General features: G+C 31.0%; 24 protein-coding genes. 10 read left to right on the top strand and 14 right to left on the bottom strand.

The window, feature by feature from the left end; genetic code table 11:
• Window positions 1–61: 61 nt before the first annotated feature.
• Together WA340_RS02000 and WA340_RS02005 are read right to left on the bottom strand one after the other, a co-directional pair.
• Window positions 62–856: a sulfite exporter TauE/SafE family protein gene (locus WA340_RS02000; RefSeq protein WP_336127075.1), complete on the bottom strand. Its 795-nt coding sequence runs from the start codon at window positions 854–856 to the stop codon at window positions 62–64.
• Between the two features lie 65 nt (window positions 857–921).
• Window positions 922–1554 carry a Crp/Fnr family transcriptional regulator gene (locus tag WA340_RS02005; protein WP_027879832.1) on the bottom strand — a complete coding sequence of 211 codons (633 nt, stop codon included), beginning with the start codon at window positions 1552–1554 and terminating at the stop codon, window positions 922–924.
• Between the two features lie 78 nt (window positions 1555–1632).
• On the opposite strand from WA340_RS02005, the gene WA340_RS02010 reads away from it, so the two are divergent.
• The 9 genes from WA340_RS02010 (at window position 1633) to WA340_RS02050 (ending at window position 9735) form a co-directional block, all read left to right on the top strand.
• Window positions 1633–2289, top strand: a complete 657-nt coding sequence (locus WA340_RS02010) for an HAD family hydrolase (RefSeq protein WP_336127076.1) — start codon at window positions 1633–1635, stop codon at window positions 2287–2289.
• Window positions 2290–2362: 73 nt separating this feature from the next.
• A complete protein-coding gene (hemN, locus tag WA340_RS02015; RefSeq protein WP_336127077.1) occupies window positions 2363–3727 on the top strand; it encodes an oxygen-independent coproporphyrinogen III oxidase in 1365 nt (454 codons plus the stop codon).
• Window positions 3728–3815: 88 nt separating this feature from the next.
• Window positions 3816–4652, top strand: coding sequence for a universal stress protein (locus WA340_RS02020; protein WP_336127078.1), 837 nt, complete (start codon window positions 3816–3818; stop codon window positions 4650–4652).
• A gap of 118 nt (window positions 4653–4770) precedes the next feature.
• Window positions 4771–5610, top strand: a complete 840-nt coding sequence (locus tag WA340_RS02025; protein WP_336127079.1) for a universal stress protein — start codon at window positions 4771–4773, stop codon at window positions 5608–5610.
• A gap of 3 nt (window positions 5611–5613) precedes the next feature.
• The gene (locus WA340_RS02030; RefSeq protein WP_336127080.1) at window positions 5614–6456 is read left to right on the top strand and encodes an ATP cone domain-containing protein; all 843 of its coding nucleotides are present in this window, start codon (window positions 5614–5616) and stop codon (window positions 6454–6456) included.
• A gap of 3 nt (window positions 6457–6459) precedes the next feature.
• The gene (locus WA340_RS02035; RefSeq protein WP_336127081.1) at window positions 6460–7833 is read left to right on the top strand and encodes an MBL fold metallo-hydrolase; all 1374 of its coding nucleotides are present in this window, start codon (window positions 6460–6462) and stop codon (window positions 7831–7833) included.
• Window positions 7834–7922: 89 nt separating this feature from the next.
• On the top strand, window positions 7923–8360 hold the full coding sequence (locus tag WA340_RS02040; protein WP_336127082.1) for a hypothetical protein: 438 nt from the start codon (window positions 7923–7925) through the stop codon (window positions 8358–8360).
• A gap of 4 nt (window positions 8361–8364) precedes the next feature.
• Window positions 8365–9003 (top strand): hypothetical protein, encoded by a 639-nt coding sequence (locus WA340_RS02045; RefSeq protein WP_336127083.1) that lies wholly within the window; start codon window positions 8365–8367, stop codon window positions 9001–9003.
• A 30-nt stretch (window positions 9004–9033) separates the two neighbouring features.
• Entirely contained in the window at window positions 9034–9735 is a 702-nt protein-coding gene (locus WA340_RS02050; RefSeq protein WP_336127153.1) for a sulfite exporter TauE/SafE family protein, read from the top strand.
• Here the strand turns inward: WA340_RS02050 and WA340_RS02055 are convergent.
• The 9 genes from WA340_RS02055 to WA340_RS02095 form a co-directional block, all read right to left on the bottom strand.
• Entirely contained in the window at window positions 9732–10562 is an 831-nt protein-coding gene (locus WA340_RS02055; protein WP_336127084.1) for a universal stress protein, read from the bottom strand. The genes WA340_RS02050 and WA340_RS02055 overlap by 4 nt on opposite strands.
• A gap of 65 nt (window positions 10563–10627) precedes the next feature.
• Complete coding sequence (locus tag WA340_RS02060) at window positions 10628–11329, bottom strand: sulfite exporter TauE/SafE family protein (RefSeq protein WP_336127085.1); 702 nt, start codon at window positions 11327–11329, stop codon at window positions 10628–10630.
• Window position 11330: 1 nt separating this feature from the next.
• A complete protein-coding gene (locus WA340_RS02065) occupies window positions 11331–11777 on the bottom strand; it encodes a FixH family protein (protein ID WP_223076537.1) in 447 nt (148 codons plus the stop codon).
• 147 nt (window positions 11778–11924) lie between these two features.
• On the bottom strand, window positions 11925–13346 hold the full coding sequence (gene ccoG / locus WA340_RS02070; RefSeq protein WP_027879820.1) for a cytochrome c oxidase accessory protein CcoG: 1422 nt from the start codon (window positions 13344–13346) through the stop codon (window positions 11925–11927).
• Between the two features lie 12 nt (window positions 13347–13358).
• Complete coding sequence (locus tag WA340_RS02075) at window positions 13359–14327, bottom strand: cbb3-type cytochrome c oxidase N-terminal domain-containing protein (RefSeq protein WP_027879819.1); 969 nt, start codon at window positions 14325–14327, stop codon at window positions 13359–13361.
• Window positions 14324–14515 carry a cytochrome c oxidase subunit IV gene (locus tag WA340_RS02080; RefSeq protein ID WP_027879818.1) on the bottom strand — a complete coding sequence of 64 codons (192 nt, stop codon included), beginning with the start codon at window positions 14513–14515 and terminating at the stop codon, window positions 14324–14326. The genes WA340_RS02075 and WA340_RS02080 overlap by 4 nt, the downstream gene beginning before the upstream one ends.
• A 6-nt stretch (window positions 14516–14521) precedes the next feature.
• Window positions 14522–16711, bottom strand: a complete 2190-nt coding sequence (ccoN, locus tag WA340_RS02085; protein WP_336127086.1) for a cytochrome-c oxidase, cbb3-type subunit I — start codon at window positions 16709–16711, stop codon at window positions 14522–14524.
• 11 nt (window positions 16712–16722) lie between these two features.
• A complete protein-coding gene (gene ccoS / locus WA340_RS02090) occupies window positions 16723–16905 on the bottom strand; it encodes a cbb3-type cytochrome oxidase assembly protein CcoS (protein WP_336127087.1) in 183 nt (60 codons plus the stop codon).
• A 73-nt stretch (window positions 16906–16978) separates the two neighbouring features.
• Window positions 16979–19351, bottom strand: coding sequence for a heavy metal translocating P-type ATPase (locus WA340_RS02095; RefSeq protein ID WP_336127088.1), 2373 nt, complete (start codon window positions 19349–19351; stop codon window positions 16979–16981).
• Window positions 19352–19453: 102 nt separating this feature from the next.
• Between WA340_RS02095 and WA340_RS02100 the strand changes: the two genes are divergently transcribed.
• Window positions 19454–20131 (top strand): Crp/Fnr family transcriptional regulator, encoded by a 678-nt coding sequence (locus WA340_RS02100; RefSeq protein ID WP_336127089.1) that lies wholly within the window; start codon window positions 19454–19456, stop codon window positions 20129–20131.
• Between the two features lie 87 nt (window positions 20132–20218).
• Here the strand turns inward: WA340_RS02100 and WA340_RS02105 are convergent, their stop codons facing one another.
• Genes WA340_RS02105 through WA340_RS02115 form a run of 3 tightly spaced genes read right to left on the bottom strand, consistent with a single transcriptional unit; the run spans window position 20219 to window position 24946 of the window.
• A complete protein-coding gene (locus WA340_RS02105) occupies window positions 20219–20980 on the bottom strand; it encodes a glycoside hydrolase family 16 protein (RefSeq protein WP_336127090.1) in 762 nt (253 codons plus the stop codon).
• On the bottom strand, window positions 20981–23278 hold the full coding sequence (bglX, locus tag WA340_RS02110) for a beta-glucosidase BglX (RefSeq protein ID WP_336127091.1): 2298 nt from the start codon (window positions 23276–23278) through the stop codon (window positions 20981–20983).
• Window positions 23279–23281: 3 nt separating this feature from the next.
• Complete coding sequence (locus tag WA340_RS02115; protein WP_304145307.1) at window positions 23282–24946, bottom strand: glycoside hydrolase family 16 protein; 1665 nt, start codon at window positions 24944–24946, stop codon at window positions 23282–23284.
• Window positions 24947–24952 lie beyond the last annotated feature (6 nt).

A 24952-nucleotide genomic window follows, 5' to 3' on the forward strand; every position in this document is an offset into this window, starting at 1 on the left:
ATTAATGGGTTATAAAATTAATTGATTTGTAATTATATAGATGTAACAAAAGTTACAATTATCATTTAGTTAACTCTTTAAAGATTATATATATCCCCATAACGAGTACAAACCATCCAAATCCTTTTTTAAGTTTTGCGCCTTCAATAAATTTTGAAAGATATGTGCCGATAAATATACCAATAATAGAGATGGATGTAAAACTTAATAAAAACAACCAATCTATTTCTATATTTTGAACATCTCCTATAAATCCTATTAGCGAGTTAATAGCTATGATTAATAACGAAGTTGCTACAGCATTTTTTATAGACATTCTGGCAAAAAACATTAGTGTTGGTATGATTAAAAATCCGCCACCAGCACCGACTAATCCTGTTAAAACACCTATAAATGCCGCTTGAAAAAAGAAAACAACAAAATTAAGATTTACATCTTCTTCTATAACTTCTTTTTTACTTTTTAACATAGATATTGAAGCTAAAAGCATTAATACTGCAAATAGTAACATTATTGCAATATCTTTTGTGATTATAAAATTGTTTATTTTGTAAAATTGTTCTGGTATTGCTGGTACTAAATACTTACGTGTTAAAAATACGGCTGTAAATGCAGGAACTGCAAAAACAATTGCTGTTTTAAAGTCTACTAATTTTTTTTGAATATTTTTTAAAGCTCCAACTAGAGCAGAACTACCAACCACAAATAAAGAATATGCTGTAGCTGTTATTGGATTTATACCTAATAGATAAACTAAAATAGGTACGGTAAGGATTGATCCGCCACCACCAATTAAGCCTAAAACAAGACCTATTAGTAATGCGCCTATGTATCCAAGTATATATTGTATTTCCATAGTTAAGAGTTAGTACTCAAAACTAATAATGATTAGCTTGTTTTTTTGTAACATTTGTTACAGGTTTATAAGTCTAGAACTTTAATATTATTTCTGTGTAGCTCTATGCGACCATTTATTTCTAAAGCTTTAAGTAGTCTTGATATTACTACCCTTGATGTATGTAAGTCTGAAGCTATTTCTTGATGTGTAACATGTATCACATCGTTATGATTTACCATTGCTTTATCTTTAAGGTACTTAAATAGTCTTTCGTCCATTTTTAAAAAAGCAATAGTATCAATAGCTTCTAAAAGCTCGGTCATTCTGTTTTGATAGCTTTGCAACACAAAATTACGCCATGATTTATACTTGCCTAGCCACTCTTCCATTTTTTGAACTGGCACCATTATTAATCTTGCATCTGTTTCGGCTATTGCTCTTATTTCACTTTTAGAATCTCCTAAACAACAGGATAATGTCATTGCACAAGTATCACCTTGTTCTATAAAGTAAAGAATAAGCTCATCTCCTTCTTTATCTTCTCTTAAAATCTTAATGGCTCCGCTAATTAATAGTGGCATAGATTTTATATAGTCTCCTATTTCTATCAATTTAAGTCCTTCAGGAATATCTCTATAAGTACCAACATTGTTTATTTCTTGAAGTAATTCATCTTCAAATAAATAGCCATAATGCTGCTTAAGCTCTTCTATCATTTTAGAATAATTTTTATACGTAAAGTTATGTATTTTAAGTAATATTAAGTTTAAGTTTGCTAAAATTTAATCTTGTTTATGTTAAAAGCTGTGTTATTTGATATGGATGGTGTAATTGTAGATACAGAACCTTTACACAACAAAGCCTATCACAAAATGTTTGAAGACTATAAAATTGATGTAACTAAAAATTTATACGAAAGTTTTACCGGTCAATCTACAAGAAATGTTTGTACCAAACTTGTTAATCATTTTAATTTAAAAGCTAGTCCTAAAGATTTAGAATTGTGCAAGCGTAATCACTTTAATGGTTTATTTGAAACAGACGAAAGTTTACAGCTTTTAGATGGTGTACTTGATATTATTGTTGATTATTTTAATAATGGTTTAACTTTGGTTTTAGCTTCTTCAGCTTCAAATAGTACAATTAACAAGGTGTTTACAAGATTTGAATTAGACCAGTATTTTAAAGCAAAAATTAGTGGCGCTACTTTAAAAGCGTCAAAACCACATCCAGAAATTTTTGAAAAAGCAGCTCAATTAGCCGGTTTTAAACAAGAACACTGTATTGTTATAGAAGACTCTACAAACGGTATAAAAGCAGCAAAATCTGCAGGCAGTTATTGTATAGGATATGACAGTTTACACTCAAAAAATCAAGATTATAGTCAAGCAGATTTAGTAATTTCTTCTTTTAAACAAATACCTTATCAAAAGGTTAAGACACTTATTTAATTTATAGTGTTATGACCAATGTCATGTTTTAAATAGTTTTTGCACACTAATTTTGACTTATAAAAAATTAGTTATGTGCTTTTCTTTAGTTAACAAATACAATGTAGCCGGACCTAGATACACAAGTTATCCAACGGTACCATATTGGAATACAGAAACGTTTTCTTCTAATAAATGGAAAGAAAGCCTTATAAAAGCTTTTAATGAAAGTAATCAAGAAGAAGGTATAAGTCTTTATATCCATCTCCCTTTTTGCGAAAGTTTATGTACTTTTTGTGGTTGTAACAAACGTATAACTAAACGCCATGAAGTTGAAACTCCTTACATTGAAGCTGTTTTAAAAGAATGGAATTTATATTGCGAGTTGTTTGATGATAAACCAATTATCAAAGAGCTTCACTTAGGTGGCGGAACACCAACATTTTTTTCGACAGAAAATTTAACACTTCTAATTAATGGTCTTAAAGCTAAAGCAGAACTTGCTAATGAATATGAATTTAGCTTTGAAGGTCATCCAAATAATACCACAAAAGAACATTTACAAACCTTATATAATTTAGGGTTTAGACGTGTTAGTTTTGGTGTACAAGATTACAACCCAATAGTACAAAAGGCAATACACCGCATTCAACCTTTTGAAAACGTAAAACGTGTTACAGAACAAGCTAGAGAAATTGGTTACACCTCTATTGGACATGATATAATTTTTGGTTTACCTTTTCAAACAGAAGCACATGTAGAAGCAACAATAAAAAAAACAAAAGCGTTACTACCAGACCGTATTGCTTTTTACAGCTATGCCCATGTCCCATGGATAAAAGGGAATGGACAACGTGGTTTTAAAGACAGTGATTTACCAAAAGCAGATAGTAAACAAAACCAATATCAATTAGGTAAAAAACTACTAGCAGATGCAGGTTATTACGATATAGGCATGGATCATTTTGCACTAAAAACAGACAGTTTATATAAAGCTAGTAAAAACGAAACCATGCATCGTAACTTTATGGGCTACACAGCATCAAAAACTAAAGTTATGATTGGTTTAGGTGTATCTTCTATAAGTGATAGCTGGTATGCTTTTGCTCAAAATGTTAAAAATATTGAAGACTACTATCAACTTATAAACGATAATATAATACCTGTATTTAGAGGTCATATTTTAACTACAGAAGACCTAATAATAAGACAACATATTTTAAATTTAATGTGTCATTTTAAAACAAGTTGGATGTCAAATGGTTTGTATTTTGAAGAAATACCAGAAATACTAATCAAATTACAAGAAATGCAACAAGATGGATTAGTAAACATAAAACTTAATCAAATTTTTGTTACAGAAAAAGGCAAACCATTTATAAGAAACATATGTATGGCTTTTGATTTGTTACTACAAAGAAATAAACCAGAAACACAACTTTTTTCTATGACAATTTAAGCATGTTAATTAAAGCTTAAATCATAAAAAAAAACTTTAAAACCTTAAAAAATTAATACCTTTATATAACTCTTAAAATCAACAAAAAATGAAAAAAATAATTGTACCAGTAGATTTCTCAGAACATTCTAATTATGCTTTAGAAGCTGCATCAATATTAGCAAAAAAATATAATGCAGAAATCTTAGCATTGCACATGTTAGAAATCTCTGAAACTATATTAACTAAAGGTGAAACAGCTTTACAAGACGAAACTGTTTTCTTTATAAAACTAGCAGAAAAAAAGTTTAATGAATTTTTAGAGCAAGACTTTTTAGAAGGTATTAACGTAACACCAATAGTTAAACATTTTAAAGTATTTAGCGAAGTAAATGATGTTGCTAAAGAGCAAAATGCAGATATGATTGTTATGGGATCTCATGGTAGTAGTGGCTTAAAAGAAATATTTGTTGGATCCAACACAGAAAAAGTAGTTAGACATGCAGATATACCTGTACTTGTAATAAAAAACAAACCGACTACTTTAAGTTTTGATAATGTAGTGTTTGCTTCAGATTTTACAGAAAAAAGTGTTACACCTTATTTAAATGCTACTAAGTTATTTAAAACTTTAGGCTCTAAACTACACTTGTTATATGTAAATACACCTGGGGACAACTTTAACAGCTCTCAAGAAATAGAACAAACAGTAGCAGACTTTTTAACTAAAGCAGATGGCGACTTAAGTCAATTAGATAACGTAAAATATGTATCAGATTACACCGTAGAAAAAGGTGTTTTAAACTTTGCTAATGTATCTGGCGCAGATGCTATTGCTATAGCTACACATGGTCGTACAGGGTTTACACATTTCTTATCTGGAAGTATTTCAGAAGATATTGCCAACCACGCGTCTTTACCTGTTATAACTTTTAAAATCAAGTAATAAACCTTAAAATATATAAAAAAGCCAGCAAAAATGCTGGCTTTTTTATTTCCTAACAGTTATCATATTTTATTATGAAAATTTAAAATAACTTTAAGTAAATCAAAAAATTAAGACAATGAAACATATTTTAATTCCTGTAGATTTTTCAGATAACTCTTGGGCTGGATTAGTATACGCTGTCAAACTATATAAAGATGACTTATGTACATTTCATCTTTTACATACAGAAGTTTTAGATCCAGAAACACTTTCTACTTTAAATGAAGTTTATATAGAAAACATAATGAAATTGGGCAATGACCAATTAAATCAATTTAAAGAACAAATTGAAAGTAGTGATCCTAATGCTAATCATGAGTTTAAAACTATTATAAAATTTCAGCCTTTAACAAATGCAATAGAAGAAGTTACAAAAAAAATCTCTGTTGACTTAGTCATAATGAGTACTAAAGGGATAAACAGTATCTTAAATAGTTTGTTTGGTACTAATAGTGTTAATGTTGTAAAAACTCATTTATCTTGCCCAGTTATGATTTTGCCAGAAGATTATGACTATAACCCTATAAAACAAATTGCTTTTTCGACAGATTTAAACCGTTTTTACACTACAGAAGAGTTAACTATATTAAACGATCTAGCTTACGACAATAACGCTGTTTTAAGAATCATGCATATAGAAACTAATAAACCATTATCAAGCATACAAGATTATAATTTATCGGTACTTAAGTCAAGCTTACAGGGCTTTAAAACACATTATCATAGTGTACCAAACTTTGACAAAAAAACAGAAGTAATAAATACTTTTATAAAAGATTTAGATATCGATTTATTAGTAATGGTCAATTACAAACATAGCATTTTTGAAAAAATTCTAAATGAGCCTGTGATTAATAAAATTGGTTTTAATCCTCAAATACCATTTTTAGTTATTCCAAATAAAAAAACATCTTAATCTATGAAAAACAAGAGTTTTGATATCACAAAATCGTCTGGTAAAAAAGTAAGTTTTTCAATAGATAAACTTAAACATTCATTAAAAAAAAGTGGAGCAGACACTAATTTAACAAACCAAATCGCAAATAAAGTTAGAGATGAAATCTATCAAGGTATAAGTACAAAAGAAATATATAATCGTGCATTTGCGCTTTTAAAATCTAAACAAAGTCATATTGCCTCCAAATACAAATTAAAAAAAGCAATCTACGAACTTGGTCCAACAGGCTTTCCTTTTGAGCGCTTTGTTGCTGCAATTTTCAATGCAGAGCAATATAACACTAGTGTTGGCGATGTAGTTTCTGGTATTTGTGTCTCTCATGAAATAGATATTCTTGCCACAAAAAATAACAAAACCCTATTAGTAGAATGCAAATTTCATGGTGAGCAAGGACTAAATTGTAATGTCAAAATTCCGTTATATATATTCTCTAGATACAAAGATGTTCAAGATAAATGGAATGATAATCAAAATAAAACTTCTACTTTATCAGAAGGTTGGGTCGTTACTAATACTAGGTTTACAGAAGACGCTAAAATTTTTGGTAATTGTGTAGGTTTAAAATTACTTAGTTGGGATTACCCTCACAATAATAGTCTTAAACAACGTATAGATAAGTATAAGTTATATCCCATAACAGTTTCTACTTTACTAACAAAAAGAGAAAAACAGTTTTTATTAAATAGAGATATAGTACTTAGTAAAGACTTACTAAATGATTCTTTTTATTTAGACCATTTAGGTGTTTCTACTACCCGAAAAAAAAGAATTTTAAACGAATTTAACTTATTATGTAATTCTTAACAAATGTCCAATACAGCCAAAATAACTTTTTTAGGAGGAGCAAAAACCGTCACTGGATCAAAGTTTTTAATCGAAGCTTATAATACTTCCATAATGATAGATTGCGGCGTTTTTCAGGGATTAAAAGAATTACGCCAAACCAACTGGAATGATTTACCCATTAATGTCAAATCCATAGATACAGTATTACTTACACATGGACATTTAGATCATGTTGGCTATTTACCAAGACTAATCAAACAAGGTTTTACAGGTACAATTATTGGTACTGCACCGACCTTAGCTATAGCCGAAATTATTTTAAAAGACAGTGCTAAAATTCATGAAGAAGAAGCTAAAAAAGCCAACAAAGAACAATTTACTAAACATCATCCTGCTTTACCTTTTTATAATATAAAAGACGTAGAAAATACCATTTCTAAATTTGAAGTCCAAACAGAAGCCAAATGGATTAAAATAAATAATCACATTTCGTTTAAATTTAATTACAACGGACATATTATAGGCGCTACTTTTATAGAAATTGATATTGAAGGTAGACGTTTTGTCTTTTCTGGAGACATTGGTCGTACTAATGATTATCTTCTTAAAGACCCTAAAAGACCAAAAGAAGCAGATTATATATTTTTAGAAAGCACCTACGGAAACAAATTACACCGTAAAGAAAATATAGAAACTCTTTTAACCAATATCATTACAGAAGTAATACATAAAAAAGGTAATCTAATCATCCCTAGTTTTGCGGTAGAAAGATTGCAAACACTTATGTATATTCTGTTTAAATTATATCAAAAAAACAAAATACCTAATATCCCTATTTTTGTAGATAGTCCAATGGGCAATAATGTTTTAGAAGTTTTTAAACGTTTTCCTAAGTGGCACAAACTATCAGAACAAGACTATCATGCTATGTGTAGACATATCAATATTATTACTTCATATGCAGATACCTGGAAAACCATTGACGATCCTAGATCTAAAATTATCATTGCAGGTAGCGGTATGGTTACTGGCGGTCGCGTACTAACCTATTTAAAACAACTCATAGACATCAATACAACAAGTATATTATTAGCTGGTTATCAAGCCGAAGGTACCCGAGGAAGACTTATAAAAGATGGTGCTCATGAAGTAAAATTTTTCGGAAATTACCACAAAGTCAATGCAAAAGTATACAGTATAGACAGCTTATCAGCACATGCAGATCAATCTGAAATATTAAACTGGCTAAGCGCTATTGAAAACACACCAAAAAAAATATTTTTAATTCATGGTGAACTTACTTCTATTGATAGTTTAAGATTAAAAATTACAGATGAAATGGGTTGGAATACACATATTCCATCTCTTTATGAAAGCTTAGAAATCGATTTATAACCTCTTAAATACATGATAATTATCATTTTTATTTAAAGCATATAAAAGTAACTTAAAGAAATAAATATTAACTCTTAAACAATATAAAAATGAAAACTAACAAAGGAAAACTAGTAGAATGGTTTAGCGCAGAGCGCATGCATGAAATGTCAAAAAATTGGTTGTCAGATCTTAATTTTATTAAAGATGAACAATTATTTTTAGAAGAATTAATTACAAATTATACCCAAAAAATTATAAGTAATAACGATCTAGAGCGTGCTCAAACTGCAACAACAGCCTTATACAGAACCAAACGTGGTAATGAAAAACTAATTAATAACTTAATTAAACACGAACAAGAACTTGAAATTATCGTAAACGGTATTGATGAGCTTGAAGAAGAAAATAAATACAAAAAAGAACACAGAGAATTTACCTCTAAAATAAGTGAGTTTTTTCATAATTATAAAGCTGTAAAATTTGAAATTTTTAGCTTAATTAAAGATTTAATGAAAACAGATAAAATGAAAAATCTTATCAAATAAAATAATGAGACTACTTCTTTTAAATATAATTTTAATACTTCTTTTAAGTTGCGAAAACACGACGCATCTAATAGATTATTGGAAAAACCCAACAATTAAAACCTACACACCTAAAAAAGTATTAATAATTGGTATGACCCAAAATAAGGAAGCTAGAGATCTGTTTGAAAATACATTTGAAACTCAGTTACAAATTCTTGGTGTAGATGCAGATAAAAGTCAAGTTGTTTTAAATAAGGATTTATTTAAGGAAAAAATTTCTGAAACTGAAATAAATAAAATAGAAGATTCTTTAATTTCTTTAAATTATGACACTGTAATTATTTCAAGAATAATTGGTATTAAAAATAAGATAAAGTACTCTGATCAGTATTATAAAGAACATATAGAGCAAAAAAACTTCAAGGAAGAATTCATCTTATATCAAGACCAGTTCTATAACCCTAATTATTATGAAGATTATAATGTCTATAATGCAGAAACTAGTATATATTGCTTATGCCCTAATAATGATAGAAACCTCATCTGGAAAGGCAGTATAGATATAATTGACCCTACTAATTTAAAAGATAGCGTTAAAGATTATATTAAATTATTACTACTAATATTAGAGGAAGAAGCTATAATACCAACACCAAAATAGTATGTTATCTAAATATTTTGGTGTATTTCTATTACTTGTTTTACTTGCAGAAATTTTAGGAACGGTTGGTGGTTTTGGTTCCTCTGTGTTTTTGTTCCTGTAGCTAATTTTTTCTTAGATTTTCAAACGGTTTTAGGGCTTACTGCACTATTTCATTTATCTAGTAACTTGGTTAAAATAGCCTTTTTCAAAAAAGGAATTGACAAACAAGTTATCCTATACTTAGGTATACCAGCTGTTATTTTTGTAATTATAGGTGCTTACGTAAGTCAGTTTTTTAACACTAAAATACTTACCTATTTTTTAGGCGGATTTTTAATTATACTTAGTCTTATCTTTTTAGTTTTTAAAAAATTAATAATTAAAGCATCCAACAAAAACGCCATTTTAGGAGGTGTTTTATCTGGTTTTAGCGCAGGTTTATTAGGTACTGGCGGAGCAATAAGAGGCATAACTCTTTCTGCGTTTAAAATGAATAAAGAAAAATTTATTGCTACTTCTGCAATTATAGATTTAGGAGTAGATTTAAGTAGAAGTGTTGTATATTACAACAATGGTTACATACAAAAAGACATTTTATACCTCATCCCTATTCTATTGGTAATTAGTATTATTGGGACTTACATTGGTAAAAAAATCCTAAACAAAATATCTCAAGATCAATTTAGAAGTTTTGTACTAATACTAATCTTAATTATCGGTATCTCTAGCTTTGTAAGTCTTTGGTTTTAATCGTGAAGTATAAACAAAGGTACTTTTGCTACTTTACTATGTTTTGTAATTGGTGATCCTTTAAAAAGTCTTTCAAAAAAAGTAGTTTGCTGTATAATAAACACCTCAAAATCAATAGTATTTGTTTGTACATAAGTATCTACAACATAGTGTAATGGCACATTAGTAATATTGAAATAGCTATAGTCTTCTTTAGAAAAGTTTGAATTTAAAACCTCAACATCTGCCTCTTTAAAACTATCATTTTCAGTTTCTATAACTCTAAGAACATGAAATTTAGTTTCTTTATTATGTAAAAGACTAGAAATTAAGCTTAATCGCGTTTTGTTTATATAATCTTTTTCATCTAAAGGAATTAAAACTTCGTTAGGTGTTTCAAATTTAAAATCCTTAGGAATGACAAGTGTTGGACATTCAACTTTTCTAATAACATTAAGCGTATGACTTCCAAAAACAACCTCATCTGCACCAGTCACACCGTTAGTTCCCATAACGATTAGGTCTATATTTTGAAGCTGTATTAACTGATTGATTGCATCTGTAAACACATCGTAATCTACATGAGAGTTTATAGTATGCTTATCGTTTTTATATGACGTTTTAAAACTGTTTACAAGGTCTTCTAAATCTTCTTGTGGCGATTTTACGATACTTGCATACAAATTATCTGTGCTACTTGTCATCAAATCTGCAGACGTAAATGCAGATGCTTTATGCACATAAACTAGATGAAACGTTGTTTCTTTATTTTCAAATAACTGTAAAGCATAATGAATCGCGTTTTTTGAAGTTTCAGAAAAATCGGTAAGTAACAGAATGTTTTTCATATAAAATAGATTGGTTTTGAGATTTCAATTCAGCATGAAATTCAAAAAATAAAGATAAGAAGAAATTAGTGACAATTAATAGCGCCTTCTACCATTTCTACAACAGGAGCTGGAGAAATATAAGGAATACCAAGACCTAAACCTCTTAAAATAAATAAAGCACCAATAACTACAACAAATACAGGTATTGCTTTTTGGATGCGTTGTTTGGCTTGTGCATTTAAAAATTTACCTAAATAAATAGCGCTAGTCATTAAGGGTATTGTGCCTAATCCAAAAAAGAACATATATAAACTACCTTGCCAAGATGTACCAGTTGCTATTGCTCCAAAAACTGCCATATAAACTAATCCGCAAGGTAAAAACCCGTTTAAAAAACCAATCGTTAAAAAAGTATCTGCTGTTTTCTTTTTTAAAGCTTCACCCATTTGTTTTTTTACAAAAGCTACCGCTTTGTAAATAGGTTTTACTACAAAGTTTTGTCCTATTTTTTTATAAGGGAACACAACAACCACTATCATTAACACACCAATAATTATAGATAGTTTTTGCTGTAAACCAAAAATATATAAGCTTTTACCAATTAGCCCAAAAATTAATCCAATAATACTATAAGCTAGTAAACGCCCAATATGGTAAGCTGTAATTTGAGATACTTTTTTAAAAGAATTACTTCTATCAACAGGTAACATAAAAGCAATAGGACCGCACATTCCTACGCAGTGAAAACTTCCTAATAAACCAAATATGATAGCTGTAAGTAGCATTTTAATATAAAATTTCTTCTTTATAAAGGTAGTTGTTACCTTTGTAACTCCAATCTATTTTAATGTTCCAACGACCATCTAACAAACGTTTGTCAGGTATGAGCAAATTGTGGTTAGACAGAGAAATTGTGGTTTCAAAGTCCAATTGTTTATTAGATGGTCTATATAGGAACACTTTACCTGAAATATTACTTGGCTCTAAATTTTCAGGAAAACTGATTAGCATGCCATTTTCTGTTTTTTGCCACTTTAAGTTAGCAGACAGTGTTTTGGCATTTTTTTCTTTATCTATATCGTTTTGATATTTTAATTCTTGTTTATAGTAATCTTCTGTAACTAAATCATGATCTAACTTCTTGTCAGTATTCATATTGATAACAAAGTACATTATAAAGCTAATAAAGCCAATAAATGCAATTACAATTCCGGTTCCCCAATTAAGTTTCATATCTCTAAAATGTTTATGGCATTACCTTACGCAAGCTTCAGGTCAGGCTTTCGGTAGTCGCGCTTTACAAGGCGCTCCAACAATACCTCAATCCTTAATGCAAGGTGTACTTGCCATTATTTTTTTTATTCTTTCAATGTTTATATTTTAGAAACTTCTAGGACCTAAAAAGTTAACCTTAGTTGTTTCTATTAATTTATCTTTACTATAAATTTCAATAGTTAATTCGGTCTTATCACCTTTTAATAAACTTTGGTCAAGCTCTATAAATAAAGTTCCTTCTTCTAAACCTTGTTTAGGCACTGTTACAGTATTTTCTGTAGATACTAGTTTTACTGTACCTTTATAATCTTTTAATTTAAAGCTAACGTCTTCAACTGGTTCTGTTGTTTTATTTACCAATTTATAGGTAAATACGTTACTTATTATATTGTTTTCTTTATGCTCGTATAATTGTCCTGGTAACCTTAATACACGTGCTTCAAGTTCGTTTCTTAATTGAAGCATTGCTATTAAAACACCTATTAAAACTGTTAAAACTACAATGTACCCTTTTAGTCTAGCTGTAAGTTTAAATGGTTCTTTGTCTTCAATGTTAGTTTCACTTGCATATCTAATAAGGCCTTTAGGTAAACCAACTTTTTCCATTATGGTATCACACTCGTCAATACAAGCTGTACAGTTAACACATTCTAATTGTGTACCGTTTCTAATATCAATACCTGTAGGACAAACATGTACACATTGAAAACAATCAATACAATCTCCATATCCTAAAGCTTCTCTATCTTCATTTTTACGCCATTTTTTGCGTCCATTTTCGCCTTCTCCACGTTTATGGTCGTAGGCTACAACAATAGATTTAGTATCTAAAAGCACACCTTGTAAACGACCGTAAGGACAAGCAATGATACATACCTGCTCTCTAAACCAAGAGAAAACAAAGTAGAAAATACCTGTAAATATTAGTAACGGAATTAATGTACCTAAATGCTCAAACGGACCGTCTTTGATATATCCTAAAAGCTTATCACTACCAATTAAATAAGCTAAAAAGATATTGGCAATTAAAAATGAAATAATTATAAAAATAGTGTGTTTAAGAACTCTTTTTCTTATTTTTTCACTAGTCCATCCAGATTTTTTAAGTCTTAATTGTTTTCCTCTATCACCATCAATCCAATATTCTATACGTCTAAAAACCATTTCCATAAAAATGGTTTGCGGACAAATCCAACCGCAAAAAATACGACCAAAAGCTACAGTAAATAGAGTAATAAAAATTACACCTATAATCATTGAGATTACAAACAGGTGAAAATCTTGAGGCCAAAACGGAAAGCCGAAAATATTAAAACGACGCTCCAAAACATTGAACATTAAAAACTGATTACCATTTATTTTAATAAACGGTGCTGCAAACAAAAAGGCTAGTAAAAAGTAACTTACGTACTTTCTGTAATCATAAAACTTACCGCTTGGTTTTTTTGGAAAAATCCAAGCGCGTTTTCCTTCTTCGTTTATTGTTGCAATCGAGTCTCTAAAACTCTCGTTGTCTGGAGCTTCCATTTTAACTTATTATTAATCGTTATTTTCTGCTGGAGTAGATTTTTCTACTTCAATAACTTCTGTTTCTATAACTTCTTCTGGTACTTCTACATTATCAACTCCTTCTGGTTTCCAAATATCTCCTTCTGGTTCTTTTGGATTTGCTGGTGTTGTACCTTCTAAAGACAATACATAACTAGCTACTTGCGCCATTTCTATTGGTTTTAGATCGTTTTTCCAAGAAATCATTCCTTTTCCAGATCGTCCACCTTCTGAAATGGTGTGAAATACATTTTTAATTCCACCTCCTAAAATCCAATAGTTATCTGTTAGGTTTGGACCAATTCCTCCTCCACCATCTGCCATGTGACAAGCTACACAGTTAGCATTAAAGATAGATTGACCCGCTTTTAAATCGGCAGCATCTGTTAATAAGGTTACAGTATTAACATCGACTAAATTTTTAGCTGTTTTCTTATACTCTTCTATTTCAATTTTAGCTTGTGCATATTCTTTTTCTAATTCTTCTGCTGCAAAATCTGCTGTTCCAATAACATGAAATCTTACTAAGTAAACTGCTGCAAATACAATTGAAATATAGAATGACCATACCCACCATGGTGGTAAGTTATTATCTAACTCTTTAATACCATCGTAATTGTGGTCTAGGATAATTTCGTGTTCTTCCTCAATTGGTTTTTGTTTACCTTTTAATTTATCATAAATGTTATTTAAGGCTTTAAATTGAGGCGTTTTTGTTTTACTAGCTAAGTAACGTTCTTTACCAGCTTCATCTAAACTTTGGAAAAGCACGTTTTCTATAGAACCTACTATTCCTTCTATTGCTATAAGTACTAATAAAATTAATAGTAAGAACAGCATGATAACAGGATACTTTAAAAAAGCTGGCTCGTCTCCTGAATCCACGAAATACTCGATTAATCCGAATATTGTGAAGAATATTACAGGAACTCTTACATATGATGGGAATAAATTTCTCATGATTCTGATTCGTTTTGGTTGTCTAATTCTAGTGGTATATTACTTACTTTAGAGATGTAGTCTTTTTTGGCGGTGATTACCCACCAAAAAAGAACTACAAAAAATCCAAAGAATATAAGAAGTGATAATATTGGGTATATCTCTACACCTGCTATTGTTTCTAAATGATTTTTTACAAATTTCAACATGACGTATTAGTTTTGAGCTGTTGTTTCTTCTGTTTGTTCTACTTTAATATCTGTACCCAAACGTTGCAAGTATGCTATTAAAGCAACAATCTCTCTGTTTTTCATTTCTACAAAGTCTGCACCAGCATTTTTCTTACTTGCTTCGTAAGCAGAAGCAAAATCTGGATCGCTGTAAAGGTTTTTCTCTATTTGAGTACCTTGTTCTGTCATTTGAGCTTGAGCATTTGCAATATCTTCTTCCGTGTAAGGTACACCTAAAGATACCATTGCACGCATTTTAGCTTCGGTTTGAGATTTATCAAGCTCATTATCAATTAACCATTTATAGGCTGGCATGATTGATCCTGATGATGTACTTTGTGGATCATACATATGGTTGAAGTGCCAGTTATCATTATACTTCCCACCTAATCTATGTAAATCTGGACCTGTACGCTTACTTCCCCAAAGAAATGGGTGATCGTAAACAAATTCTCCTGCTTTACTGTACTCACCGTAACGCTCAACTTCACTTCTAAATGGACGTACCATTTGAGAGTGGCAACCTACACAACCTTCACGTATATAAATATCTCTACCTTCTAACTCTAACGGTGTATAAGGCGCTACACTACTAATAGTTGGAACATTAGATTTTACCATTATTGTTGGTACAATTTGAATAATACCACCAATTAAAATTGCGATAGTAGCATAGATAGTTAATCTAATTGGTTTACGCTCTAACCAAGTATGCCAACCTTCTCCAGCTACACGCTTTTTAGATACACGTTGTAATGCTGCTGCTTCAGCAAGTTCGTCTTCAACTTTACTACCTTTAGCAATAGTAACAACAATGTTGTATACTAAGATTAACATTCCTGTAAGGTATAACGTACCTCCTATGGCACGCATCCAGTACATTGGGATAATTTCTGAAACAGTTTCTAAGAAGTTACCATACACTAACGTACCATCTGGATTAAATTGTTTCCACATACTAGCTTGAGTAAATCCAGCAACATACATTGGTAACGCATACATTATAATACCTAAGGTACCAATCCAGAAATGTAAATTAGCTAATCCTACCGAATGTAATTTAGTTTTAAATAACTTTGGTACTAAATAATAAATCATACCAAAGGTTAAGAAACCATTCCATGCTAAAGCACCAACGTGAACGTGAGCAATAATCCAATCTGTAAAGTGAGCAATTGCATTTACATTTTTAAGAGAAAGCATTGGTCCTTCAAATGTAGCCATACCGTAACCCGTAATTGCAACTACCATAAATTTAAGCACTGGATCTACACGAACTTTATCCCAAGCACCACGAAGTGTTAATAATCCATTAATCATTCCTCCCCAAGAAGGCATTAATAACATTACAGAGAATGTTGTTCCTAAACTTTGAGCCCATTCTGGTAAAGCGGTATATAATAAATGGTGTGGACCAGCCCATATATAAATAAATATTAAAGACCAGAAATGTATAATTGATAATCTATAAGAATACACAGGTCTGTTAGCTGCTTTTGGCACAAAGTAGTACATTAAACCTAAAAATGGTGTTGTTAAGAAAAATGCTACCGCATTATGACCATACCACCATTGTACCAATGCATCTTGTACACCTGCATAAACTGAGTAACTCTTAAATGCACTAACAGGTAATTCTAAACTGTTAAATATATGTAATACTGCAACAGTAACAAACGTAGCTATGTAAAACCAAATTGCAACATATAAGTGACGTTGACGACGTTTTAACATAGTACCAATTAAATTAACTCCAAATGCAACCCATATAAGTGCTATTGCAATATCAAAAGGCCATTCTAACTCTGCATATTCTTTTGATGTTGAAAACCCTAAAGGCAAAGTAATTGCAGCACCGACAATAATTAACTGCCATCCCCAAAAGTTTATGTTACTTAGTAAATCGCTAAACATTCTGGCTTTTAATAATCTTTGCGTAGAGTAATAAACACCTGCAAAAATTGCGTTACCCACAAATGCGAAGATAACGGCATTGGTATGTAATGGTCTTAAACGACCAAAACTTAACCATGAAATCCCATCTGTCATATTTGGGAATAAAAACATGAAAGCTAAAATTAGTCCTACTAGCATACCAACTACTCCCCAGAGCATTGTTGCATAGAGAAACTTTTTAACAATCTTGTTATCGTAATAAAATTGTTGCATTTCCATAATAATTGTGATTAGTCTTTGTTGTTTTTAGTTATTGTTTTGTTTGATTTTATAAGTTCGTCTTCAAAAAGCATTCTTACAGATGGTGTATAACCATCGTCAAATTGCCCGTTTCTTACAGCCATAATAAAGGCTACAAAGAAAATTACAGCTACAATAATGCTTACCGTTAATAATATATATATAACACTCATACCTAATTAGAAGTTATGTTTCAAAATTACTTTAGAAGTCTTGTTTAAAAGATGATATTTATCATGTTTAAAATTATTTTAGTTTTCGGCCAATCCAGTTTGTAGCTATTGTTGTGAAAATCACAATACTTATAGAACTTAAAGGCATCAATATTGCTGCAATTACTGGCGCTAATTGTCCTGTAACAGCAAAATATAATCCTATAACATTGTAAAAGAATGACAGCAAAAAGCTCCATTTTATAATTTTTAATGCACTTTTTGAAGCCTTGATATAACTATACAAGTTATTAAACTTAGAAGCATCCAAAATAGCATCGCAAGCTGGAGAAAACACATTTATATTTTCTGAAATCACTACACCAACATCACTTTGTGCTAATGCTCCTGCATCATTAAGTCCGTCACCAACCATAAGTACTTTTGCGCCTTCAGTTTGATGGTATTTTATGTATTCTAACTTATCGTCTGGTTTTTGATTAAAAAGCAGCTTGGTTTTTGATGGCAATAGTTTTTTAAGGTTTTCCATTTCACCTTCATTATCTCCTGAAAGAATTGCTAAATCGTAATTCTTTTTTAGCTTATTAAATAACTTGGACAACCCTTTACGATAGCTATTATAGAAGGTGAATTTTCCTTTATAAATACTATTAGAGCTTACGTGAACAGCTGTATTTAAAACCTCTGTTTCTGCTTGATAACCAACAAATTTTGCAGAGCCTATTTTTATATTTTTTGAAGCATGGGATGCTTCTATACCTTGTCCTAAATGTTCTTTATAAGTATCTAAAGTAATAATATTATGTTCGTCTAGAATATCATAAAGACTTCTACTTAAAGGATGATTAGATCCTCTTAAGGTATTTTTTAATAAAGTTTCTTCTTCTGTGGTAAGTGGCAAACCTTCATATTTTGCTTCACTTTTTTTGTTTGAAGTAATGGTTCCTGTTTTATCAAAAATTATCGTGTTTATATGCGATAATTGTTCTATTACCGAAGCGTTTTTTAAATAGAACTTTTTCTTACCAAAAATACGCAACAAGTTTCCGAAGGTAAATGGAGCCGATAACGCTATAGCACAAGGACAAGCAATGATTAAAACAGCAGTAAACACATTCATCGCTTTAGAAGAGTCTACATAAAGCCAATATGCAGTTGCAATAAAAGCTATACTTAAAATAATGATTGTAAAACGCTTACTTATAGCGTTTGTTAGCGTTGTAAAACCATCTTCTTTATTTTTATTAAAGACATCATTACTCCATAATTGTGTTAAATAACTTTGCTCTACGGACTTTATGGCCTCCATTTCTATAACGCCCGAAGTCTGCTTTCCTCCAGCAAATAATTTATCTCCAGACGCTTTTTTAACTGGTTCAGATTCGCCAGTTACAAAACTGTAATCAATTTTTGCGCTTCCGTTAATTAAAATTCCGTCTACGGGAATTAACTCTTGATTTCTTATTAATAATCGGTCTCCTTTTTCTATATCATAGACTTGAACTGGCACTTCTTCATTATTAATAATTTTGGTGACCGCTATTGGAAAATATGATTTATAATCGCGCTCAAAAGATAAAAATGAATAGGTTTTTTGCTGAAAGAATTTACCAAGTAATAAGAAAAATATCAACCCTGTTAAGCTGTCAAAAAATCCTGATCCGTAGTTGAAAATAATTTCTATCGTACTTCTTAAAAATAGAACAATTGCACCTAAAGCAATTGGTATATCTATATTTAAAATTCTGGTTTTAATAGCTTTATACGCCGAAATAAAATAATCTTGTGCAGCATAAAACACAACAGGTAACGAATACGCAAACATTAACCATCTAAAAAGATGTTTGTATTTTTCTAGCCAATACTCATCTACCTCAAAATACTCCGGAAAAGACAAAAACATGACATTGCCAAATGCAAAACCAGCAACACCAAGCTTGTATATTAAGCTTCGATTAACGTTTTCTTTTCCTGTTTTATAATCGTCTAAACTAATGTATGGCTCGTAACCTACAGAGCTAAGAAGTAATACTAATTCTTTTAAGCTAAACGTTTCTGTATTATACGTTGCTCGTACAGTTTTTTTTCCAAAATTGACTTGAGATTGAGAAATAGCAGGATTTAATTTGTTTAAATTTTCTAAAATCCAAATACAAGAACTACAATGTATATGCGGAATGTAAAGCGTAACAATTTGTGTTTTACCATCACTAAACTCTACTAATTTTTCGATAATTTTTTCTTGAGAAAGAAAATCGTACTTTCCTTCTATCTCTTTAGGAACAGCTCCTGGCGAAGCTTGAAGGTCATAATAACATGTCAAATCGCTTTCCGAAAGGATTTCGTAAACCGTTTTACAACCATTACAACAAAACACTTTTTCATCTTTTGTTATTTTGGTATCTGCACATGTATCACCACAATGATAACATACTTTTGCATCCATAATTTGCTCTTTTATACCTATAACAAAGGTTACAATTAAGCTGAAGATATTTTATGATATTTGTCATATTATGTATAATTTTGAAACATTAGTCTTTTAGGTATGAGCAAATGTGAACAATGTATTGTTAGGCAATTTAATAGTTTAAAGGCCTTAACAAAAGAAGAGTTAATGCGTGTTTCTGCATGTAAAACAACTCAAATCGTTAAAAAAGGAGATAACATTTTTGAAGAAGGTGATTCTTTAAATGGTATTTACTGTATAAGAGATGGAGTTTGTAAATTAACTAAGTTAAGTGAAAATGGTAAAGATCAAGTTGTAAAACTTGCGCTAAAAGGCGGAATGATTGGTCAACGCTCTTTAGTTAGTGGAGAACCATCTAACCTTACTGCAACTGCTGTAAATGATATGCAAGTTTGCTTTGTTCCTAAAAGTGAAATTATCCAAGATTTACAGAAAAACCCTAATTTTTCTATGGACGTATTAAAAAATATGGCCAAAGATTTAAAAAACTCTGATGATCAGCTTGTAGACATGGCACAAAAAACGGTAAAGCAACGTCTTGCTAATACGCTTGTTTACATTCATCAAAAATTTGGAAGTGATGAAAATGGTTTTTTGGTACTAACCTTATCTAGAGAAGATTATGCCAGTATTGTTGGTACTGCTACAGAAAGTGCTATTAGAATCTTATCTCAATTTAAAAAACAAGGATTAATTAGTACAAAAGGAAAGCAAATAAAAATTGAAGATGAAACTGGTTTACTTAGAGTTGAATAAACAGTGAAAAGAATTTTTAAATAAAAAAAGGTGCAAAAATATATTTGCACCTTTTTTATTATAGTTAGTTATTCAGGTAAATTTTAATTATTGATAAATCTTTATATAGTCTATAATAAATTGTTGAGGGAAAATTGAATCGTCCACATCTGGTCCACCAAAACTACCTCCAATAGCCATATTTAGAATAACAAAAAATGGTTTATTAAAAGGATAATTCTTTTTATCTTTTTCTTCTGGTGAGAAGGTATATACCAACTGATTATCTATATAAAACTTAATAGCATCTTTGCTCCAATTTGTTTTATAGACATGAAAACCTTCTTCAATATTCTCTAAAGTTTCTACATTAGTATTTATAGATTGACCAAAACTAGATGGTGTATGTAAGGTTGTATGGATCTCATGAGGTATTTTACCAACATACTCCATTATGTCAATTTCTCCACAAGCAGGCCAACCAACTTCTTCAATATCTGATCCTAGCATCCAAATTGCTGGCCATAAACCGTGTCCTAGAGGTAATTTTGCTTTTACTTCTACAGTACCGTATGTAAATTCTACTTTATCTTTAGTCGTTATTCTTCCAGAATAATATTTAGTTGAATCTTTTGTAGCTGTAATTACTAAATTACCATCTTTTATAGATACATTTTCTTTCGTGTAATATTGTCTTTCATTATTTCCCCAACCACAAAGGTTTGGACAACCATTACCTAACTCGTAATTCCAATGAGTTTCGTTAAGATTTTCAGTATTAAAGTCTTCAAAAAAAACAATATTTTCTTGCTTCTTTTTTTCACAAGAAAATATTGTTACTAGACTAATTATAATTAATAAATGTTTCATTTAAATTTTAAATTCTGATGATAATTTTGCTGAAGAATCTCCTCCAACAAATACTTTGAAATCTCCTTTTTCAACAATAAATTCACCTAAATTATCATAAAACCCAAGTTCATTTTCTGTTAAAGTAAAAGTTACAGTTTTTGTTTGGTTTGGTTCTAATTCAATCATTTCAAAACCTTTTAACTCTCTAACAGGTCTTGTTACACTTGCAAATAAGTCTCTTATATACAATTGAGTTACTTCTTTACCTTTGTAATTACCTGTATTGGTGATTTCAACAGAAACCTTAACCGTTTTATTTTCACCAAAAGTATTTTCTACTTTTAAATTATCATATTTAAACGTCGTATAACTTAAACCGAAACCAAATGGATATAGCGGTTGGTTGGTTTGATCTGAATAATGTGACCAAAATACCTCATCTGGTGCTGGCATGTTTGGTCTTCCTGTACTTTTATAATTATAATAAATAGGAACTTGATTGACGTTTTTAGGAAACGTCATTGGTAATTTACCACTTGGATTATAATCACCAAATAAGACTTGCGCTATTGCATTACCACTTTGACTACCTAATTGCCATACTTCTAAAATTGAAGGTATATTTTGATCTGCCCAATCTATTGCTAATGGTCTACCGTTATGTAATACTAAAACTATATTTTTATTTACTTTGTAAACAGCTTCTAAAAGTTGCTGTTGAACACCTGGAAGACCAAGGTTTGCTCTACTTCTACCTTCACCAGACTGCATACCATGTTCTCCTAAAGCCATAATTACAACATCCGAAGATTTTGCTAAAGCTAAAGCTTCTGCAAAACCAGAAGTATCATCTTCATTAATTTTTACTTCTTTTGCAAATGATGTATTTTCTGTAATTACATCTGCACCTTTAGCGTATGTAATTGTATTACCTGTATAGTTTTTTAAACCTTCTAAAAGTGAAATAGCAGAACCTTCTTCTGCAGCTAATCTCCAGTTTCCTAAAGGACTTGTTTTATCGTCTGCTAAAGCACCAATAACTGCTATTTTTTGACCTTCTTTTTTTAACGGTAATAACTGATTTTGATTTTTTAAAAGAACTATAGATTTTTTTGCAACATCTAAAATGGTGTTATTAATAGCTTCGCTACCTATAATTTCTTTTTCTCTATCTTCATTACAATATTTATAAGGATCATCAAATAATCCTAATTCGAATTTAACTTTTAGAATTCGTCTTACCGCATCGTCAATTAAGGCTTCATCTACCTCACCTTCTTTAACTAAAGAAGCTAAATGTTTTACGTATAAATACGATTCCATGTCCATGTCTGAGCCAGCGTTTGCAGCATATTTTGCAGCTTCTTTTCCGTCTTTAGCGTACCCATGTGCAATCATTTCTGCTATTGATCCCCAATCTGAGACTACAAATCCATCAAAATTCCATTTTTCTTTTAAGATGTCTCTTTGTAACATTTTGTTACCTGTTGCAGGAATTCCGTTTAACTCATTAAAAGAATTCATAAATGTTCTAACTCCTGCATCTGAAGCTGCTTTAAAAGGAGGTAAAATAATATTATTTAAAGTTGAAGTACCTACATCTACAGTATTATAGTCTTTACCAGACTCTGCAAATCCATAACCTGCAAAATGTTTAGCACAAGCTGCTATGGTTAATGGTGATGATAAATCTTCTCCTTGGAAACCTTGTACTCTAGCTACCCCAATTTTTGAACCTAAAAACGGATCTTCTCCTGCGCCTTCCATAACACGTCCCCAACGTGCATCTCTAGATATATCTACCATTGGAGCAAACGTCCAATTAATACCTGATGCAGCAGCCTCTTTAGCGGCAACTTCAGCGGAGCTTTTTACAGCTTCTAAATCCCAGCTTGCTGCTTCTGCTAAAGGGATTGGACTTGTGGTTTTAAACCCATGAATAACATCAAAACCTATAATTAAAGGAATACCTAATCTAGATTCTTCAACTGCTATTTTTTGAACAGTTCTAACATCTTTAACGCCTTTTACGTTAATCATTGAACCTACATAACCTTTACGAAGATGCTCATATTTTATTTCTGCTTCTCCATCTGAAGGCGCTGGTCCTGTTACATCCCAAAACCCATTATATTGATTCATTTGGCCAATTTTTTCTTCTAAAGTCATTTTAGATAGCAAAGCTTCAACCTTATCTTCAATAGAAAGCGTTTTAGAGGTTTTTATATCGTTTACTGACAGGTTACTCTCGTTGTTTTCACAAGATGTAAAGAAAATAACACAAATCAATAGTGCGTTTAATATATTAAATTTCATTTTCTATTCGTATACTCTTACATAATCAATTTCCATAGAGCTTTGTGTAAAGGCAGGGTCAATATCGCCTCCAAAAGTTCCGCCCATAGCTACATTTAAAATCAAGAAGAAATCACTATTAAATGGCGAAGATCCTGTATTAGCATAGGTATGATACACTACATCATCTACAACAAATTTTATTGCTGTCGGAGACCATTCTACTGTATAATTATGAAACTCTGTACTTGCTGTATCTACAGTAGTAGATCCTGTGTCTGCATTACCTGCAAAAGCTTCTGGATAATGCAAAGATCCGTGAATTGTATTTTGATCATTCCCTACATGTTCCATAATATCTATTTCTCCACAAGCTGGCCAAGCATTGGTATCATAATTAGCACCAAGCATCCAAATTGCAGGCCAAGTTCCACCACCAGTTGGTAATTTTGCTCTTACTTCCACTCTTCCGTAAGTAAACTCATACAGGTTTTCTGATTTAATTCTTGCAGATGTGTAACCAGAACCTGAGTTAATTGCTGTTATTATTAAGTTTCCGTTAGAAACCTCAATATTTTCAGTGTTATTTGTGTAAGATTGAGCTTCTTGATTTCCCCATCCGTCTACACCTGTTCCTAAATCATAAGTCCATTTTGTTGGGTCTGGAGCACCATCTACATCAAATTCGTCTTGCCAAGCAAGTGTATTATAATCTGAAGTAAATCCTTGTGTTGGTTCTTGCGTTGTAAAGGTATGATACCATGCTAAATCTGGGTTTTGGGAATCTATACACCTAACTTTTAATAAAGACGATGTTAACTCGATAATTTCGTAACTAGATGCTCCTACATAGTAACCCATAAAATTGTCGTTAGAAAAGTTCATTACTGTTCCTCTAGATGTAAAATCTGGGTCTGGTACAGTACTCCAATCTACAGAAGTTGGCGCAAGAGATACTATACTTGTTCCTGATGTATCAAAGTTATAACAAAAGTCATAACCTGCACTTCCTCCAACAACAGACTCATAAGCACCATTAAAGTATGTTTGTCCGTTGTTATTAAGTTGGTATGTTAATTGCTCGTTTACATCTAAAGAAAAAACTAATTGGTCTTCATAAATACAACTACTTTCATCAGAACCAGCTTTTTCAAAAGGTTGTGCTGCATACCATTGCGGATACCAATATCCTTCGCCGATTGAGCCATTAGCAGGTCCAACTCCTAAATGAGCCGTTTCTGCTGCTGCCCAATACCATATTTTAGAACTACCAGCTCCACCTGACAGTAATTGTTTAGCTTCTAAATCGTCAAAAGAACTAAACACATCAATAGTTATGGTTCCTGTTGTTGCGTTACCTCCTCTTCCTATTGCACTTACAACAACGTTATAAGAATTTAAACCTACTAAACTAAATCGATGGTTTGCTACTCCTGATGGGAAAACGCCATTTTGTCCGTCTCCAAATTCAAAATTATAGGTAATAGCATTATCTGCTGTTGCAGTTAATATTACCATACCACTTCCATCACCATTAGGATTATTTGCATCTACGCCTATAATTTCGGCACTAATTTGTAAATTGGTTGGTGCAATTATTTCTCCAAATTCTGCATCATCTTCTTGACAACTAAAGGTGAAAAGTGATAACGCAAGAATGAATAATAAATTTATTTTTAGATTTTTCATCATAGT

Source organism: Mesoflavibacter sp. CH_XMU1422-2, assembly GCF_037029245.1.
GTDB lineage: Bacteria > Bacteroidota > Bacteroidia > Flavobacteriales > Flavobacteriaceae > Mesoflavibacter > Mesoflavibacter zeaxanthinifaciens.